This window comes from Hymenobacter caeli (genome assembly GCF_013294115.1).
Classification (GTDB): Bacteria; Bacteroidota; Bacteroidia; order Cytophagales; family Hymenobacteraceae; genus Hymenobacter; species Hymenobacter caeli.
In genome coordinates this window covers 97,922-115,856 of the sequence record NZ_JABSNP010000002.1, presented here as the reverse complement: position 1 = coordinate 115,856, position 17,935 = coordinate 97,922, and the positions used below count along the sequence as shown (strand labels likewise).

The 17,935-nt window shown below is 66.5% G+C and carries 11 protein-coding genes; 9 read left to right on the top strand and 2 right to left on the bottom strand.

The annotated features are described in order from the left end of the window. Nucleotides 1-150: 150 nt before the first annotated feature. Nucleotides 151-3,303 carry an efflux RND transporter permease subunit gene (locus tag HNP98_RS02175; RefSeq protein ID WP_173808415.1) on the top strand — a complete coding sequence of 1,051 codons (3,153 nt, stop codon included), beginning with the start codon at nucleotides 151-153 and terminating at the stop codon, nucleotides 3,301-3,303. 203 nt (nucleotides 3,304-3,506) lie between these two features. Then, nucleotides 3,507-3,962, top strand: a complete 456-nt coding sequence (locus tag HNP98_RS02170; protein ID WP_173808414.1) for a BLUF domain-containing protein — start codon at nucleotides 3,507-3,509, stop codon at nucleotides 3,960-3,962. 11 nt (nucleotides 3,963-3,973) lie between these two features. Here the strand turns inward: HNP98_RS02170 and HNP98_RS02165 are convergent, their stop codons facing one another. Continuing rightward, the gene (locus HNP98_RS02165) at nucleotides 3,974-4,921 is read right to left on the bottom strand and encodes a DUF3078 domain-containing protein (protein WP_173808413.1); all 948 of its coding nucleotides are present in this window, start codon (nucleotides 4,919-4,921) and stop codon (nucleotides 3,974-3,976) included. A 146-nt stretch (nucleotides 4,922-5,067) separates the two neighbouring features. Here HNP98_RS02165 and HNP98_RS02160 point away from each other — a divergent pair, with 146 nt between their 5' ends. The 3 genes from HNP98_RS02160 (at nucleotide 5,068) to HNP98_RS02150 (ending at nucleotide 8,074) form a co-directional block, all read left to right on the top strand. Continuing rightward, complete coding sequence (locus HNP98_RS02160; RefSeq protein ID WP_173808412.1) at nucleotides 5,068-5,847, top strand: class I SAM-dependent methyltransferase; 780 nt, start codon at nucleotides 5,068-5,070, stop codon at nucleotides 5,845-5,847. Nucleotides 5,848-5,910: 63 nt separating this feature from the next. Then, nucleotides 5,911-6,822, top strand: a complete 912-nt coding sequence (locus HNP98_RS02155) for a LysR substrate-binding domain-containing protein (protein WP_173808411.1) — start codon at nucleotides 5,911-5,913, stop codon at nucleotides 6,820-6,822. 268 nt (nucleotides 6,823-7,090) lie between these two features. Further along, a complete protein-coding gene (locus HNP98_RS02150; protein ID WP_173808410.1) occupies nucleotides 7,091-8,074 on the top strand; it encodes a YeiH family protein in 984 nt (327 codons plus the stop codon). A 59-nt stretch (nucleotides 8,075-8,133) separates the two neighbouring features. Here HNP98_RS02150 and HNP98_RS02145 read toward each other — a convergent pair whose 3' ends face one another. Continuing rightward, on the bottom strand, nucleotides 8,134-8,850 hold the full coding sequence (locus HNP98_RS02145; protein WP_173808409.1) for an MIP/aquaporin family protein: 717 nt from the start codon (nucleotides 8,848-8,850) through the stop codon (nucleotides 8,134-8,136). A 230-nt stretch (nucleotides 8,851-9,080) separates the two neighbouring features. On the opposite strand from HNP98_RS02145, the gene HNP98_RS02140 reads away from it, so the two are divergent. The 4 genes from HNP98_RS02140 to HNP98_RS02125 all read left to right on the top strand — a co-directional run bounded on the left by HNP98_RS02140 (nucleotide 9,081) and on the right by HNP98_RS02125 (nucleotide 17,923). Beyond that, nucleotides 9,081-12,092 (top strand): PD-(D/E)XK nuclease family protein, encoded by a 3,012-nt coding sequence (locus HNP98_RS02140; protein WP_173808408.1) that lies wholly within the window; start codon nucleotides 9,081-9,083, stop codon nucleotides 12,090-12,092. Between the two features lie 798 nt (nucleotides 12,093-12,890). Further along, entirely contained in the window at nucleotides 12,891-14,231 is a 1,341-nt protein-coding gene (locus HNP98_RS02135; protein WP_173808407.1) for an SWIM zinc finger family protein, read from the top strand. Nucleotides 14,232-14,290: 59 nt separating this feature from the next. Next, nucleotides 14,291-17,458 carry a DUF6493 family protein gene (locus HNP98_RS02130; protein WP_262889076.1) on the top strand — a complete coding sequence of 1,056 codons (3,168 nt, stop codon included), beginning with the start codon at nucleotides 14,291-14,293 and terminating at the stop codon, nucleotides 17,456-17,458. 72 nt (nucleotides 17,459-17,530) lie between these two features. Then, complete coding sequence (locus HNP98_RS02125; RefSeq protein ID WP_173808405.1) at nucleotides 17,531-17,923, top strand: hypothetical protein; 393 nt, start codon at nucleotides 17,531-17,533, stop codon at nucleotides 17,921-17,923. Nucleotides 17,924-17,935 lie beyond the last annotated feature (12 nt).

The following is a 17,935-nucleotide window of genomic DNA, read 5'->3' as shown; positions in this document are numbered from 1 at the left end:
TTTAGCTGAAAGCTGTTAGCTACCAGCTTCAAAGGACCGGGTGAGGGGCCGAATGAACATGACGGCCTGCTTACCGATGAAAAAGGACGGCAAGCGGGCCCCTACCAAAAAAAGCTAACAGCTAAAAGCCAGCAGCTAAAAGCTAAAAAAATGAACAAGTTCATCCAGGGGATTATTTCCTTCTCGCTTAAAAACCCGGGGTTCATCTTTTTGATGACCATCGTGGCGGTGGTGGCGGGGGCCATCAGCTACCGGAACACGCCGATTGAGGCGTTCCCGGACGTGACGAATACCGAAATCACCATCATCACGCAGTGGCCCGGCCGCTCGGCGGAGGAGATTGAGAAGTTCGTGACCGTGCCGATTGAAATTGCGCTGAACCCGGTGCAGAAGAAGGCGTCGGTGCGCTCCACCACGCTCTTCGGGCTGTCGGTGGTGAAGGTGATTTTCGACGACGGCGTGGACGACGCCTTCGCCCGGCCGCAGGTGAACAACCTGCTGCGCGAGGTGGACCTGCCCGATGGCATCCAGCCCGACGTGCAGCCGCCCTACGGCCCCACGGGCGAGATTTTCCGCTACACGCTGGAAGGCAAGGACCAGACCATCCGCGAGCTGAAAACCTTGCAGGATTGGGTGCTCGACCGCCAGCTGAAATCGGTGGCCGGCGTGGCCGACGTGAACAGCTTCGGCGGCGAGGCCAAGGAGTACGAGGTGAGCGTGAACCCGGGCCAGCTCCAGGATTTCGGCATCACGCCGCTCGACGTGTACCAGGCCGTGCAGCGCTCGAACGTGAACGTGGGCGGCGACGTCATCAACTCGGGCCAGCAGAACTACGTGGTGCGCGGCATCGGGCTGCTGAATAACATCGACGACATCAACAACACGGTCATCAAGAACGTGAACGGGACGCCCATCCTCATCAAGGACGTGGCCATCGTGCACGAGTCGGCCCTGCCGCGCCTGGGCCAGGTGGGCCGCAACTACGAGAACGACAAGCTCGAAGGCATCGTGGTGATGCGCAAGGGCGAAAACCCTTCGGAAGTCATTGCCCGCCTCAAGGACAAGGTGGAGGAGCTGAACACCAAGATTTTGCCGCCCGGCGTGCAAATCAAGACCTTCTACGACCGCCAGCAGCTGATTGACTTCTCGACCGAGACCGTGATTCACAACCTCATGGAGGGCATCATCCTGGTGACGCTCATCGTGTTCGTGTTCATGGCCGACTGGCGCACCACGGTGATTGTGAGCGTGATTATTCCGCTGGCGCTGCTCTTTGCCTTCATCTGCCTGCGGCTGCGGGGCATGAGCGCCAACCTGCTCAGCATGGGGGCCATCGACTTCGGCATCATCATCGACGGCGCGGTAGTCATGGTGGAGGGGCTCTTCGTGGCCTTGGACCACAAGGCCCACGAGCTGGGCATGGAGCGCTTCAACAAGCTGGCCAAGCTGGGGCTGATTAAGAAGAGCGGGCGCGACATGGGCAAGTCCATCTTCTTCGCCAAGGCCATCATCATCACGGCGTTGCTGCCAATTTTCGCCTTCGAGAAAGTAGAAGGCAAGGTGTTCTCGCCCCTGGCCTGGACGCTGGGCTTCGCCCTGCTGGGGGCCCTCATTTTCACGCTCACGCTGGTGCCGGTGCTCACCTCCATCCTGCTGAACAAGAACGTGCGCGAGAAGGACAACTTCTTCGTGCGCGGCATCAACAACGGGGCCCAGCGCTTCCTGGCCTTCACTTACGCCCGCAAGACCCTCAGCCTGCTGGTGGCCGCGGTGGCGGTGGTGCTGGGCATCGGGGCGTTCCACTTCCTGGGCTCGGAGTTTCTGCCCGAGCTGAACGAAGGCTCGATTTACGTGCGGGCCCAGCTGCCGCTGAGCATCAACTTGCAGCAGTCGAACAAGCTGTGCAACGAGATGCGGCGCGTGTTTCTGAGCTTCCCCGAGGTGGGCGACGTGGTGAGCCAAACCGGCCGCCCCAACGACGGCACCGACCCCACGGGCTTCTACAACAACGAGTTCCTGGTGCAGCTCAAGCACACCGACGCGGTGAACAAAGAGATGAAAAGCAAGGCCAACCGCGAGGCCCTGATTGAGCACATGCAGGAGAAGCTGAACCGCTTCCCGGGCGTGGACTTCAACTTTTCGCAGCCCATTACCGACAACGTGGAGGAGGCCGCTTCGGGCGTGAAGGGCTCGATTGCAGTGAAGATTTACGGCCAGGACCTGAAAACCCTCGAAGCCAACGCCCGCCAGGTGTACGGCATCCTGAAAAAGGTGGACGGCATCGGCGACCTGGGCCTGCTGCGCAACATCGGCCAGCCCGAGCTGCACGTGGAGCTGAACGAGCAGCGCATGGCCGCCTACGGCGTGAGCAAGGCCGACGCCCAGGCCGTGCTCGAAACCGCCATCGGCGGCAAGGAGGCCTCGCAGCTGTACGAGGGCGAGCGCAAGTTCCCGATTCGGGTGCGCTACGAGGAGCAGTTCCGCCAGACGCCCGAGGAAATTGCCCGCCTGATGGTGCCCACCCAGAGCGGCAAAACCATCCCGATTACCGAAATTGCCACCATCAGCAGCGTGACGGGCCCCAGCCTGATTTACCGCGACGACAACAAGCGCTTCGCGGCCGTGAAATTCAGCATCCGGGGCCGCGACATGGGCAGCACCATCGAGGAGGCCCAGCGCAAAGTAGACGCCGTGGTGCACCTGCCCAAGGGCTACAGCATGCGCTGGACCGGCGACTTCGAGAACCAGAAGCGGGCCCAGCAGCGCCTCACGCAGGTGGTGCCGGTGTCGCTGGCCCTCATCTTCTTCATCCTGTTCATCCTGTTCAGCAACTTGAAAGACGCCGGCCTGGTGCTGCTCAACGTGCCGTTTGCCATCATCGGCGGCATCGCGGCGCTGCTCATCACGCACACCAACTTCTCGATTTCGGCCGGCATTGGCTTCATCGCGCTGTTCGGCATCTGCATTCAGAACGGCGTGATTCTCATCTCCGTTTTCAAGGGCAACCTGGTACGGAAGATGACGCTCGACGACAGCATCCGCGAGGGCGTGGCCAGCCGCGTGCGCCCCGTGGTGATGACGGCCCTCATGGCCACCATCGGCCTGATGCCGGCCGCCATCAGCACCGGCATCGGCTCGGAAACCTCCAAGCCGCTGGCCATCGTCGTGATTGGGGGCCTCATCACGGGCACTGTCCTCACGCTGTTCATCTTCCCGCTGGTGTTCGAGCGCTTCTACCGCTCGGAGCACACCAAGTACGTGCCCCTGCCCGAAGACCCGGCCGTGCGGGTAGCCGTGCACTAGCATCTTGCCGGTTGCTCGGCGGAGTGTTCGTCGTTCTGCCTGACCCACAAAAGGTAGTTTACGCCGGAGTTTCGCGGCGTGAACTACCTTTTGCGTAAATCCTGGTTAAGTAGCGCGACGCCCAACCGGCCGGGCCCGCCCCAAAAGCGCCCTTTGTTCCATCAACTTTCCTGGCCCCGCGGCCGTAACGGAAATCGATGACCGTGTTCCAACTAATTTACCAGAGCCAGGCCCGGCACCCGTTCAGCACCGAACAGCTGGCGGCTTTGCTGCGCCGGGCCCGCCCCTATAACCACGCCGAGCGCATCACCGGCCTGCTGCTGTACACGTTCGACGGCCGTTTTTTGCAAGTAATTGAGGGCGACGAAACCACCGTGCGCCACCTGTACTACGACAAGATTGCCCGCGACCCCCGCCACCACCACTGCACCGTGCTGGGCGAGGGGCCCGTGGCGCACCGCGCTTTTCCCGATTGGGGCATGGGCTTCCGGGCCGCGCAGGCGGCCGACCTGGAGAAAATCGTGGGCTATTTCAACCTCACCGACGGCCGGTTTCTGCTGCCCCGGGCCCACAACATGCCCGCCGACATCCTGCTGCTGCTGCTGCGCTTCGTGGCCGAGTACAACGACGCGCCCTGGCAGGAAGAAACCAGCAGCTAGCCGCCGCGCGGCTACTTTTTGGGCGGGTCGAGGAAGTTCTGGAACGCGTAGGCCACGCCCAGCGTGAGGCCCTGGCTGTACTGGATGGCCGAGTCTTGATTATAGTAATAAAGCGCCGTGCCGTTGAGCGACACGTTCACGAAGCGGGCCACCTTGGCCGTCAGGGTCAGGTCGAGGCGCTGGTCGAGGCGGTTGAAGGCCAGGGTCTGGTAGTTGGCAAACAGCAGGTAGCGGGCCTTGAGGTTGAGGTTGGGGCTGAGGTTTTTATCGTAGTTGGCCAGCACCTGGGCGGCCAGTAGCTCCCAGTGGGTGCTGTGGCCGGGGTTCACGCCGTAGGGCGCGTCGCCGAGGGCCCCCACGAAGCGTTCCACGCGGCTCACCACCGTCAGGCGCGGGGCAAGGGGGGCCAGGCGCAGGCTAAAAGCCCCGTTGGGGTGGTACTCGAAGCCGTAGGCGGCCGTGAGGTAGGCGGGCGCAAACAGGCCCGATACCTGCTGGGGCAGCGGGTTGCCGCTGGCGTCGGTGTCGTAGCGGTAGCCGGGGGCAAACTGCGAGAGCAGGTTCAGCGACACGAACATGTCCCACTTTTCGCTGATGGCACGGCCGTACTTGGTGTCGAGGTAGAGGCGGTCCTGGGTTTTGCGGTAGCCCAGGCCCGCCGTTTGGGAGAAGGCAAACAGAAAATCGGCTTCGTTGTCGAAGCTGTGGAGGCCCTGTTTGCGGTTGGCCTTGGCGTTGGCCAGCACGCTCAGGCCGAGGGTGTTGGCCCCGCCGCCGCGCCAGTTGCTGCTCAGCGCGGCCTCGTTGAGGTTGAGGCCGCCCTTGCCCTGGACGAGCCACGGCGAAGCCGCGGGCAGCGAAGCCGCGGGCGGGGGCGCGGCAGGTGGCGGGGGGGTTGTTTGGGCCAGGGCCGGCGCGGCGGCCAAGGCCACGAGGGCCACTGAGTAACGAAAGCGCATGGGGCAGAGGAGTAAAGAAAGGCGCAAATAACGCTGGCATTTGCGTTGGCCAATGCTTCAGCTTTTACACCTCATCAAAACTGGATTTGTTTGCTTAATATATAATATTAATTTTACTTTATATTAATTCTTCTTACCCCTTGCCCATGGCTCCTACCTTCCTCTTCGCCACGCTGGTTTTCCTGGCGCTGGCGGCCGCATCGGCGCGGGCCCAGCAGCCCGCCGACGCCCCCAAGCTGAACCTGCCCCCCGTGCCGGGCCTGGGGCCCCAGCCCGTGCTGCGCCCCGGGGCCAGCGCCGCCGAAAAAGCCGACTACGACCGCCAGATGGCCGAGCGCACGCGCCAGCGCTGGAACTACCTGCTCACCGACTCGCTGGCCCGCGCCCAGGTGCTGAACCCGGCCCCCAACGCCCTGCTGGTGGAAACCGTGCGGGGCCGCCCGCCCGGCACCGCCCTCGACGCCGACATGGGCGAGGGCCGCAACGCCATTTACCTGGCGCAGCAGGGCTGGCGGGTGACGGGCGTGGACGTGGCCGAAAAAGCGCTGGCCTACGCCCAGCGCCGGGCCCAGCGGCTGGGCGTGCCGCTGACGACCGAGGTGCACGACATGGCCACCTACGACTGGGGCACCAGCAAATGGGACCTCATCGTGCTGAGCTACGCCGGGGGCCGTGACTACGCCGAGCGCGTGGCCCGGGCCCTGAAACCCGGCGGCCTGGTGGTTATCGAAGCGTTTCACATGGACGCTACCAGCCAGCTCCAGGTGGTGGGCGGCGACTACCGCGTGTTTTTCAACACCAACGAGCTACCCAAGCTCTACGGCGGGGCCGGCCTGAAAATTGTGCGCTACGAGGAACCCATGGGCGTGGCCGATTTCACCAAAAAGAACCTGCGCCTGGTGAAGCTGGTGGCCCAGCGCCCCTGAGCGGAGCCGGCCGCTGGCCAAAGCCGGGGCCGGGGCTAAGCAAACGGCCCCGTACTTTGCTTCATGTCCGATTTCCGCCTTCGCGTGTTCCAGGCCGTGGCCGGCCACCTCAGCTTCACCAAAGCGGCCCAGGAGCTGTTCGTTACGCAGCCGGCCGTCACCAAGCACATCCATGAGCTGGAGAAGCAGTACGGCCAGCGCCTGCTGGCGCGGCGCGGCAACCGCGTGGCCCTCACCGAGGCCGGCCGCCTGCTGCTGGCCCACGCCGGGGCCGTGGCTGCCGCCGAGCAGCAGCTCAACGACCAGCTCCTGGCCCTGCGCGACCCCGACGAGGCCGCGGGCCGCCTGCGCCTGGGGGCCAGCACCACCCTCAGCCAGTACGTGCTGCCGGGGCTGCTGCCCGCGTTTCAGGCCCGCTACCCGCAGGTGCAGCCCACGCTGCTGAACGCCAATTCCGAGCGCGTTGCCGAAGCGCTGCTGCGCGGCGAGCTGGATTTGGGCTTTGTGGAGGGCCGCTCCAAAAACCGCGACCTGCACTACGAGCTGCTGTTGCCCGACGAACTGGTGGCCGTGCGCCGCGCCACCCCCGCCGGGCCCCCGCCCGCGCCCCTGCCGCTGGCCGAGGCCCTGGCCCACCCGCTGGTGCTGCGCGAACGGGGCTCGGGCACGCTGGAAGTGTTGGAATTTGCGCTGCGCGAGCTGAAAATCAAGCTCGGGGGCCTGCCCGTGGCGTTTTACTTCGACAACACCGAGGCCATCAAGGGCTACCTGGAAGCGGCCCCCGAGGCGCTGGGCTTCGTGTCGCGGCGGGCCCTGGCGCGGGAACTGGCCGCCGGGCGGCTCGAAATTGTGCCCATCGAGGGCCTGCACCTGCCCCGGCAGTTCGAGGCGGTGTGGGTACAGGGACAGCCGCTGCCGCGCCCGGCGCAGCGGTTTCTGGCCTTCGGCCAAAGCCAATTCAGGGCCGCCGGGTAGCGGTACTTTGGGTGGTCAGCGCCTAGGATTATGGGCCTTCAAAATCCGTTGCATAACCTCAGGTAATTTGGAATAACTATTTTGGATTACCCCTGGGCTTACCCCTTCCGTACCTTTGACCAAGAAATAATCACTTGGTTAAATGGCCCTGCTCACCCATCCCGCCGCTCCCAAGCGCCCGACTGCGCCAGCGGCACCCGCCGCCAAAACCGGGCCGCTCCCGTCCCCCGAAACTTCGACCCGCCCAGTTGCTGATGCCGCCCCGGCAATGGACGGCACCGCCGGCTTCTTCCGGCTTCTGCACACCCCCCGCGTGGTTTTCGGACGGGATTTTACCCTGCGCCAGGTCGCGTTCGGGCTGTTGCTGGTGTTCTGCCTCACGCCCCGGGCCTCGCCGCCCATTGCCCTGGCCCTTGGGCTGGTATTGGCCCAGACGGTCGGCAACCCGTTTCCGGGCCAAACCAAAAACCTGACGGCCAAGCTGCTGCAATGCTCGGTCGTCGGCCTGGGCTTTGGCATGAACGCCCACGCCGCCGTGCAGGCCGGCAGGGAAGGCATTCTGTTCACGGTCGTGTCCATTTTTGGCACCCTCGTCCTGGGCTACTTCGCGGGCCGGTGGCTGGGCCTGGGCCGCCACGTGGTGCACCTGATTTCGTGCGGCACCGCCATCTGCGGCGGCTCGGCCATCGCGGCCATCGGGCCGGTGCTGCGGGCCAAAGACGAGGAGGTGTCGGCGGCCCTGGGCACGGTGTTCGTACTGAACGCCATTGCGCTGTTTGCCTTCCCGCCCATCGGCCACGCCCTGCACATGACGCAAAACCAGTTCGGGCTCTGGTGCGCCATTGCCATCCACGACACCTCGTCGGTGGTGGGCGCGGCGGCGGCCTACGGCAACCAGGCCCTGGAAGTGGCCACCACCGTGAAGCTGGCCCGGGCCCTGTGGATTATTCCGGTGGCCATCGGCACGGCCATGCTTTTCAAGCAGAAAGGCGTTAAAATCAAGATTCCGTACTTCATCTTCGGCTTCATCCTGGCCATGCTGGTCAACACCTTCGTGCCCGCCGCCCAGCCCCTGGGGCCCCTGCTAACGCACCTGGCCAAAATCGGCCTCACCGTGACGCTGTTTTTCATCGGGGCCGGGCTGTCGGCCCGCGTGGTGCGGTCGGTGGGCGCGAAGCCTTACGTGCTGGGCGTGCTGCTGTGGCTGGTGATTTCGACCGCTTCGCTCTGCGTGATTCTGCACGCGGTGTAGGGCCGGCCGGCGAGTTACCTTACCCATTGGCAGTACCGCCGCCGGGGGCCGGCCACCCGCTAGCCCGCGCCTGGCCCCCCGGCTCCGGCCGAAACGGGGGTTCCGGCGGGGTCCACGGCGGTGCGGAGCTGCAAGAGGCGGTCGGCCGCCACGGCCAGCAGCATCCCGGCCACGGGGCCCAGCACGTACAGCCACGCATCGGCCAGGTGCCCGGCCACCAGGGCGGGCCCCAGCGAGCGGGCCGGGTTCATGGACGCGCCGCAGAGGGGGCCGGCCACCAGGGCCTCCAGCCACACGGTGGCCCCGATGGTGAGGCCGGCCAGCAGGCCCTGTTCGTAGGCCCCCGCCGTCACGCGCAAGATTACCAGCATCAGCCAGAAGGAAAGAAACATTTCCAGGCCCAGGGCCTGGCCGGGGCCGTGCGCCGGCAGCGTGGCCCCCAGCAGCGAGCCCGGGGCGGCCACCAGCCGCACCAGGCCGCTGCCGAGCAGGGCTCCCGCCAGCTGGGCCGCCACGTAGGGCCCCACCCGCCGCCCCGGAAACCGCCCCGCCGCCCAGAAGGCGACGGTTACGGCCGGGTTCACGTGGGCGCCGCTCGTGGGCCCCAGGCCCTGGATGATAACGAGCACCACCAGCCCGAAGGCGGCGGCCACGCCGCCGTGGCCCAGGGCGTGGGTTTGCTCGTCGACCACGGCCGCGCCGGTGCCGAACGCCAGCAGCACGGCCGTGCCCAGGGCTTCGGCCAGCAGGCAGTGGCGGAGCCGGGTCGTCGTCACGCCGCCGCCGGGGCCGGGGCCGCGGGAACACGGGTGGCAGAAAGGGCAAAAGGCAGGGGCAGGGCCGTCATGGGATGGTAACGCCAGGACCGCCGCATTCGGGGCGGGCCGGCTGTGGGGCCCAATATACCCGGTTTGGCCGCCCCGCGCCCCCGAACGCCCGCGCCGGCCGCTGCCCCGCCCCCCCCGCCCCGGCCGTACCTTGCCGGCCCTTCCCAGCTGCCTTCCCGATGCCCGCCGCCGCGCCCGCCGCCCTACCTTCTTTCGCCCCGCCCGCCCACGCGCCCACGTTCCTGGCCGAAACGGCCCGCCACCTGCTGGACCGCTACGGGGCCGGCCCCACCGACGAGTTGCCCGACCTGGTGGTGGTGGTGCCCACCCGCCGGGCCGTGGTATACCTGAAAAACGAGCTGGCCCTGGCCCTGCCGCCCGGCCAGGCCCTGTGGGCCCCGCGCGTGGCGGCCATGGAAGACTACATGGTGGAGCTGGCCGGCGTGCAGGTCGAAGAGCCCATTGCTTTGCAGCTGCTGCTCTACGACATCCTGCGGGGCTACGACACCGGCCTGAACTTCGACCGGTTCGTGGGCTGGTCGAGCCTGCTGCTCAACGACTTCTCCAACCTCGACCAGAACCTGGCCCGGCCGCGCAAGGTGTTCGAGTACCTGAGCCAGGCCAAAGCCCTGGAGCGCTGGAACCTGGAGGCCCTGCCCGAGCGCAGCCGCCTGGCGGGCCGCGCGTTCAGCTTCTGGGACCAGCTCGAAAAGGTGTACCGCGAGCTGAAGCGCCGCATGCTGGCCCAGCACCTCGCCTACCCCGGCCTGGCCTACCGGCTGGCCGTGAAGAAGCTGCAAAAGCGGTTGGAGGCGCTGGACGCCGACCCGGGGGCCCCGGCCGTGGCCCGGCACGTGTTCGTGGGCCTGGGCAACTTGTCGAAGGCCGAGGAGAAGCTCATCCGCCTGCTCTACCGGGCCGGCCGCGCCGAGCTGCGCTTCGACGGCGACCCGTTTTACCTGGCCCCCGACTCGCCCAACCGCGCCGGCCAGCACCTGCGCCAGTACGCCAAGCGCTGGGACCTGCCGCTGGGGGCCCTGGGCGGCGGCACCGAGTGGCTGCGCGGCCAGGCCCACCACGTGCGCCTGCTGGGCGTGGCCAACCCCAGCATGCAGGGCAAGCTGGCCGGCCAGCTCCTGGCCGAGGCCCGCCGCGACTACCCCGCCGCCACCGTGGCCGTGGTGCTGCCCGACGAAACCCTGCTGCTGCCCGTGTTGCACGGCCTGCCGCCCGACGCCGTGCCCGCCTACAACGTGACGATGGGCCTGAGCTTCCAGGCCACGCCGCTCTTCAACCTGGTCGATTTGCTGTTCGAGGTGCACCTCACCGGCATCCGCGAGGGCAGCGCCGAAACCGGCTACGGCGTGCCCCGCTACCACCACCTGGCGGTGGGCAAGCTGCTGGCCCACCCCTTTTTGCGCCGCTACCAGCTCTGGCTGAACCGGCAGCCGGAGACGCAGTATCACGGCATCCTGGACCACGTGTGCCGCGAAATCGTGCGCCTGAACGCCGTGCTGCTCCCCGCCGCCGACCTGCTGGCCCTGGGCCAGCACCAGCCGCTGCTCACGGCCCTGTTTCAAACCTGGAACAACTGCGACGACATCATCCGGGCCTGCTACGCACTGATTGACCTGCTGCACCAAGTGTACGCGGCCGAAAAGCCCAGCCCCGACCACGAAACGCCCTTGGGCGCGGAGTACCTGTTCCTGTTTTACACGCTCGTCAAGCAGCTCGATTCGGCCTTCGATTGCCGCGAGCAGCGCCTGTCGGTGGCCTCGTTCCGGCGGTTTTTGTACGAGCAGATGGGCCGCACGCGCCTGCCCTTCGCCGGCGAGCCGCTGGCCGACGTGCAGGTGATGGGCCTGCTCGAAACCCGGGCCCTGGACTTCGACCACGTCATCATCCTGAGCTGCAACGAGGGCGTGCTGCCCGCGCCCAAGCGCCAGCAGTCGCTGTTTCCCTACGACGTGCTCCAGGAATTCGGCTTGCCCACCAACATCGACGCCGAGGCCGGCACGGCCTACAACTTCTGGCGCCTGCTGCAACGGGCCCGCCGCGTGGACCTGGTGCACGTGCTGCCCGGCGCCGAGGGCAGCAAAAGCGGCGAGCGCAGCCGCTTCCTGCTCCAGCTCGAAAACGACCTGCGCCCCCAAAACCCGCTGCTGACGGTGGAAAACCTGACCGTGGCGGTGCCCGACGCCACCGAAGCCGCGGCCAGCTACGCCGGCGACTTCGTGCTGGAAAAAGACGCCGAGCTGCTGGGGGCCCTGCGCGGCGTGCTGGAGCGCAACATCTCGCCCTCGCGCCTGAACGACTTCCTGGCCTGCTCGCTGCGGTTTTACTTTTCGAAAGTGGCCCGCTTCCACCAGAACGAGGAAGTGGAGGAAACGCTGGAAGCCAGCAGCTTCGGCACGATGGTGCACGCGGCGCTGGAGAACCTGCTCCGCCCCTTCGAGCAGGACGCCCGCCCCCTCACCGAGGCCGACCTGCCCGCCCTGCTCGCCCAGGTGCCCGCCGAGGTGGCCCGCGCCCTGCGCCAGGACGACACCGAGCGCTACGCCCGCCCCGACGAGGGCCTCAACCACGTGTACGGCCAGGTGGCCACCCGCCTCGTGGCCCGCTACCTCCAGGGCCTGCCCACCCGCGAGGGCCTGCCGCTGCGCCTCTTCAGCCTTGAAAAACCCCTGGCCGCCACCGTGTTCGTGGACGTGCCCGGCTCGGGGCCCCTGGCCGTGCGCCTCTTCGGCATGGCCGACCGCGTGGACCAGCTCCCCGACGGCCGCCTGCGGGTGGTGGACTACAAAACCGGCCTCGTCGAAGCCAACGACCTCAACCTGACCGGCTACCGCAACCGCCTCACCCCCGCCGAAGCCACCGAGCGCCTGCTCACCGAGGCCAGTAGCAGCGCCGACAAGGTGCGCCAGCTCTGGCTCTACCGCTTCATGCTGGCCAGCACCGAAAAGCGCGAAACCGCCAACACCGCCATCGCCTCGATGCGCAACCTCGACGCCGGCCTGCTCTCCGCCGATTTGTCGTTTCTGACGGCCGAGGGCCAGGATTTCGTGCAGGTGTCGCAGGAATTGATTACCAGGATTGTCCTCCGCATCCTCGACCCGGCCGAGCCCATCCGCAAAACCGACGACTTCAGCAAGTGCGAGTTTTGCGACTACCGGGGCATTTGCGCCCGCTGAGTTTTGAGTAATTGAGCCGAATTGGTTAGCCAGCAAGACGTTCTAAAACGGGCAGTGGTCCAAAACGGGGTGGTCCGGCGAATTGCCCGAAGGGCTTCGTCGGGCCACTCTGACGAAAGAACAGCGGCTCCGGGGTACTGGTCAGAGTGGCCCGACGACGGAAAAAGTCGCCGGACCACCCCGTTTTAGACCACCGCCCTCAAACGTTGAAGCCGTTTAGGAAGTAGAATGGAACGTCATGCTGAGCGCAGCCGAAGCACCTCTACCGCTTCGTTGAACGGCTCCTGCGAAGCGGTAGAGATGCTTCGGCTGCGCTCAGCATGACGTTCTCATTGGTTTTAGCGACTTCCTAAACAGCTTCGTTATATCAATTTCACCGAACTACTTATTTAGCCGGCACTCGGCTACTATTTCCCCGTCACGCCACGGCCCGCAGCAACTGCGCCCGCTACCGCCACCGGCCGGGGCGGCCCGTTGCGGCCCTGCACGAGCCGCTGGCCGCCCGCTGCCCTGCCCCACCGAGCAGTTGGGGCCCCGCAACGCCCCGCAAGCCCTGGCCGGCATCACCGGGCCCTTGAGCTACAGCCGTTGGGCAGAGCGCACCGGGCCGGGCAGCCGCCCAGCAACGCACCAACCGTAGCCGGCCCCTGGTGGACGGCGCGGGGTAGGCCGGGTTTTACCCAAGCCATCAGATGCCGTAGATTTTGCTAAATGCTAAAATTATTACCAATATTTTTAGTAAATACCGAATCAGCTGCGCATCTTTGCTAAACAAAAACCTCCTCCCCTCCGTTCGTCATGCCAGACCTTACCTACGCCTATGCCCAGCCATCGGCCCTGACGGCCACCCCGGAAGGCGCGGCGCTGCAACTCGCCGCCTACGCTGAATACGCGCCGGGCGCGGGCGCGGCCTGCTTCTTCCAGGGCCAGCTGCGCGACTCGTGGCTAACGGCGCGGGGGCTAACTACGTTAGCCAAAATAGTGGCCTCGCGCTTCGTGCCACAGAGCGCGGCCCTGCGCGACCCCATTGTGACGGCCGGGGCGGGGCTGCTGCGGTTCGAGGCGTTTTCGTCGTGCAACGGCGTGTACGGCCGCCTCGACCTGGGGCCGGCCGCCCTCGACGGCGAGTTCCTGAGCAGCGGCACCACCAACGTCGATTTCAACGAGCCGATGGTGAACGCCCTCAGCCGCATTGCCCGCAGCGAGCCGGTGCACCTGCGCGTGGGCCAGCAGGCCGTGACGCTGGAGCGCGCCGCCGGCCACGTCACCGAGCGCAAGGTGGCCCTGCCCGAACGCTGGGTCAAGGGCCTGACCGCCGTGCAGGGCTACCTGGCCGAGATGGAGGAAAAAATGGTCCTCACCCGCGTGCAGGCCGCGCAGCTGGTGCAGAGCATTCCGGCGGGCACGGCCCGGGGCGACTTTTTCCTGGTGCTGCGGGGGCCCCGGCCCAGCTTCGCGCCGGTGGGCAGCGCGGGCGCGGTGCGGGTGGGCGGCGTGCACCGCCTGCGCCTGCTCGACGGGCTGCTGCCGCTGTGCGAGGGCGTGCGCGTGTTTGCCACCCCCGACGGGCAGGCCAGCGCGTTTGTACTGGCCCTGGGCGGCGGGCAGCAGTTCGTGCTGGCGCTGTCGGCGGCGGTGAACCGGGGGTTTTCGGGCGAGGGCAACCAGCTCGACACGCTGCTGGAGGAGTTGCCCGCCGGGTGGCTGGCGGGGGCCAACCACCTGTTTCGGGGCAACGAAACCTTCAACCCGACCTTGTTTGGCCTGGCCCACGACCTGGCCCCCGCCACCGTGGCCCGGCTCTGCGCCAGCCTCTCGGCGATGGGCCTGCTGGGCTTCGACCTGGCCGAAAACCACTACTTCTACCGCCGCCTGCCCTTCAAAGCCGACCGCATCCTGAAGCTCAACCCGCGCCTCAAAAACGCCCGCGCCCTGCTCGACGCCGCCGACGACGTGCAGCTGGTGGGCCTCGGGGCCGGTGGGCGCACCGAGGCGCGGGTGCGCGGCACCGACGTGTGGCACACCGTGGTGGTGGGCGGAGCCGACGCGCCGCGCTGCACCTGCCCGTGGTTCACGGGCAACCAGGGGCAGCGCGGGCCGTGCAAGCACATCCTGGCCGTACAGCTGCGGTTTTTGTAGGCGGGTGCCTCGTCCTGATATTTAAACCAATCACTGAAATAAGTTGCCCCCTTTTCCTTATGAATGCAATTTCTGCCACTGACCATTTTGAGGACATTATTCGGCACCAGAGCGTGGTGGAGTTAATGCCGTTTTTACTAGGACTGACGGCAAAGGATGTTGTGGCAGTGCGCGAGAAAAGCAGGAAACTACATCGGGAGCTAACCGAACACCGGCAGCTAGGCATCGTCACTTGGGGGCGCACTGGCACCAATGCGCAGTTACAAATGCTGTTTTTGGCCGCTCTCAGAATCTATTCTAGTAAAGAAGCCCTAGCCGCACCGTTTGCTAACGAACTGTATATGTTGAACCCGACGTTATTTATTAATGGCGAAAGCGGGTTTTTATCGCACGACGAATTACTCGGACTGGTAAAGCAACTTCTGGCTTTACACAAGCCTAGCTGGCTGGCAAACTGGCTGGGGGACAATAATAGTAACGGATTTTCTGCTCCCATTGACTTTGAAGTTTTGCTTGACTTTGAAAGACTTGGATTTATTACTCCTACGCCACGGCTACTCGCACTATCAGCCATTAGCGAGCTAATTAAATACGGTGCGCAAGCTTCAACGCTCCGACAGCTTAACAACTATGAAAATACTCGGGTTACGCTTACCAAAACGCAGCAAGTTGGGCTCACTGAGCTACAACAGCGTTTTGAACAGCTAACGCCGCATGAGCAGCTGCCTTCTTTTGAAACGCTCATTTACGAAAAAATCAGCCACAACCCCGTATTCTTTGAACGCGCAGTTCCGCTGTTTTTTGACTTTGATATTAACCAGGATTCTATTTCGGCCCACTCGCAGGAGCACAAGCTCTGGCAACGAGTTACATGGCGCGAGATTATCCTGCGTCTCACCGCCTCGGGCCACCTCGACCGCGCCGACATCCTCACCCGCTGCCTGCTGGCGCTGCGGCGCGACTTCCGCCGGCCGCTGCTGACGTGGTTTAAGGAGCTGTTTCTGGCCCTGCGCCCCACCCCGGCCGAGCGCCTGGCCCGGCAAGCTGAGCTGACGGAGCTGCTGGCCCACCCGCTGCCGCTGGTGGTCAACTTTGCGCTCGACCAGCTGAAGGATCTGTGGACGGAGCCCGCTTTCCGGCTCGATGCGCTGCTGCTCTACGCCGAGGGACTGCTGACGCGGCAGGACCTCAAAACCGGGATTAAAACGCTGCTGGGCGGGTTTGGCAAGCTGCTGAAGCGGCATCCGGCCCAGGCCCCCACGCTGGCCCGCCTGTACGCCGCCGCCCTGGCCCACGCCGACGGGGCCGTGCAGGAACGCGCCGCCCGGGGCCTGGCCGACCTCCTCCAGGCCAAAAAGCCGCTCCTGACCCCGGCAGAGACCGCCGAAACCACCGACAGCCTGCGCCACTACGCCGACTTGCTGGGGCCAGCCGCCCGCGCCCTCGTGGCCCCCTGGCTGGCGGCTGCCGAGGAAACGGCCACCCCTACCGAACCCGGCGAAGCCTACGCGCCGCTGGCCGATTTCCAGCCCGAAATTTCGCCGGCCACGGCCATCGCGCCGGTGGCCGACTGGCACGAGCTGCTGTTTCTGACCGGGCAGGTACTAAAGCATGACGACCCCGGGGCCCTGGAACGGTGGGTGGACGGGCTGCTGCGCCTGCAAGGGCACTGGCCGGCCGACTACGCGGCGGCGCTCCAGCCCTACGTGCAGCGGATTTTGCCGTACCTGAAGGACAAAACCGCCACCGAGCAGGCGGCCATCCTCAAAAATCCGTCGCTGCCCGACGGCCACGCGGGGCTGGCGCAGGCGCTGGTGCTGAGCTGGGCCAATGGGTTTGCCGCGCCCCTGCTGCCCCGCGTGAGCCTGCGCGAAACGTACTCCGTGGCCGACCCGCTGGTGGCCGTGGAGCAGCAGCGCCTAGCCCATGCCGAGCGGCTGCTGCGCCAGCGCCAGCCCCTGCCCCTGCTGAGCACGCCCACCCACGCGCCGCACTGGCTGGCCCCCGAGGTGCTGGTGCAGCGCCTGCTGGCCTACCAGGCCGCCGGCGAAGAGCCCATGCCCGCCGATGTGGCCGTGGCCCTGGCCCGCTTGGCCTACGCCAGCCCCGGTGCGGACGCGGCCCGCCCGCTGCTGCCCACCCTGGACCACGAGGGCCTACGCGAACTGTTGGGCTGGCTGCTGGCTGCCGCGCCCGGGCCCTTGCCGGTGGCGGCCACGGGCCGTAAGTCGCTGCTGAAGCAGTTCACCGAGCGGCTGGGGCAGCTGCTGCCGCCCGCGGCGGCCCCTACGCCCGCCGCGCTGGCCGAGGCCCTGCCGTGGCTGTGGGCAGTGGCGGCGCGCACCCGGCAGCCGGCTGCCGAGTTCCCGGCGCTGGCCGCCCTCACGCCCGGCCCCTGCCCCGGCGTGGTGGGCCCCTGGCAGCCGCGCTGGGCGCTGGTGCGCGAGTCGAACACTTATGTGGAGAAGTGGAAACCCGGCAAGCCTGAGGTAACCAACCGCTGGACCGAGCTGCGCATCGAACCCGCCACCAGCGCCGGGGCCCCGGCCGGCGCGGCCCCCAGCGGCCTGCTGCTGTATTCGCTGCACGCGGCCCTCAAGCCTGGCCACGCGTACCACCGCTGGCACCACACCACGCCGCTGGTGGCCGATTTTCCGTTTTTAGAAGCGCTGGTGCCCCGGCTGCCCGCGCCGCTGCACTGGCACCTGCTGGGCCTGGTTGCCACCCGCGACGCCCCCGATTCTTCGGCCCGCGAGGGGCTGAGCCAGGCCCTGCGCGGCCTGCTGACTGTAGGGCCGGCTTTCGATGAGGCGGCCGCGCTGCTGCTGGCCGTCGGGCTCACCAACAACGCCCCGGTGTGCCGGGCGCTGGCCCTGGAAGTGCTGCTGGCGGCCGTGCCCACCCGCCGGCTGGACCCCACCCGCTTGGGCCAGGCCCTGGGGCAGCTGCTGGCGGCCGATTTCGTGCCCATCCCGCGCCTGAGCGACAATTTGGCCCAGGCCCGCGCCATCGACACGCCCACCGACGACGCCCTGCGCCAAACCCTGGAGGCCCTGCTGCCGGAGCTGCCCGCCGCGCCCCTGCGCAACACCCGCAAGCTGCTCGAGGCCTACGCCGACCTCGTGGGCCGCACCCGCCGGCCCGTGCCGCCCGCCGTGCAGGCCCGCCTGCGCGAGTGGCAGGCCACGCCCGCGCTTAAAAAAGTAGCCACCGGGCTACTGGCATAAGGCGGCCCCTCCCCAGCTCAATCCATAATTTTTAATCCATAATTTTTAATTCATAATTTTTAATTCACCCCCATGGCCCTCCTCACCATTCAGGACGAAACCGCGACCGGCGCGGTCCTCACCCGCCTTTCGCTGGAAATTGCCCAGGAGATGCTCACCGTGCGCGAGCTGATTGCCCGGCGCGTGCACGACGAGGTAGCCGCCTACAACGCCCGGCAGACCGGCACCTTCCACGGGCTGGTGCAGCCCACCGAGTCGGAGCGCGTGCTCAACGGCTTTCGCCTGCGCCCGGCCAAGGCCATCGACGCCGAAAAGCAGGTGTACCGGGCCCTCGAAGCGTTTCAGCAAAACGGGTTTTTCGTGCTCGTGAACGACCGGCAGGTCGAGAGCCTGGACGAGGAAATCTGGCTCGGCGCGGGGGCCACGGCCAGCTTCGTCAAGCTCACGCCGCTGGTGGGCGGTTGAAGCGCGGCTGTC

What these genes read in the sequence shown, in the direction of transcription:
- HNP98_RS02125 (WP_173808405.1), top strand. Translation starts at nt 17,531, where the DNA reads ATGGCCCTCCTCACCATTCAGGACGAAACCGCGACCGGCGCGGTCCTC.
- HNP98_RS02140 (WP_173808408.1), top strand. Translation starts at nt 9,081, where the DNA reads ATGCCCGCCGCCGCGCCCGCCGCCCTACCTTCTTTCGCCCCGCCCGCC.
- HNP98_RS02160 (WP_173808412.1), top strand. Translation starts at nt 5,068, where the DNA reads ATGGCTCCTACCTTCCTCTTCGCCACGCTGGTTTTCCTGGCGCTGGCG.
- HNP98_RS02155 (WP_173808411.1), top strand. Translation starts at nt 5,911, where the DNA reads ATGTCCGATTTCCGCCTTCGCGTGTTCCAGGCCGTGGCCGGCCACCTC.
- HNP98_RS02150 (WP_173808410.1), top strand. Translation starts at nt 7,091, where the DNA reads ATGGACGGCACCGCCGGCTTCTTCCGGCTTCTGCACACCCCCCGCGTG.
- HNP98_RS02135 (WP_173808407.1), top strand. Translation starts at nt 12,891, where the DNA reads ATGCCAGACCTTACCTACGCCTATGCCCAGCCATCGGCCCTGACGGCC.
- HNP98_RS02165 (WP_173808413.1), bottom strand. Translation starts at nt 4,921, where the DNA reads ATGCGCTTTCGTTACTCAGTGGCCCTCGTGGCCTTGGCCGCCGCGCCG.
- HNP98_RS02130 (WP_262889076.1), top strand. Translation starts at nt 14,291, where the DNA reads ATGAATGCAATTTCTGCCACTGACCATTTTGAGGACATTATTCGGCAC.
- HNP98_RS02175 (WP_173808415.1), top strand. Translation starts at nt 151, where the DNA reads ATGAACAAGTTCATCCAGGGGATTATTTCCTTCTCGCTTAAAAACCCG.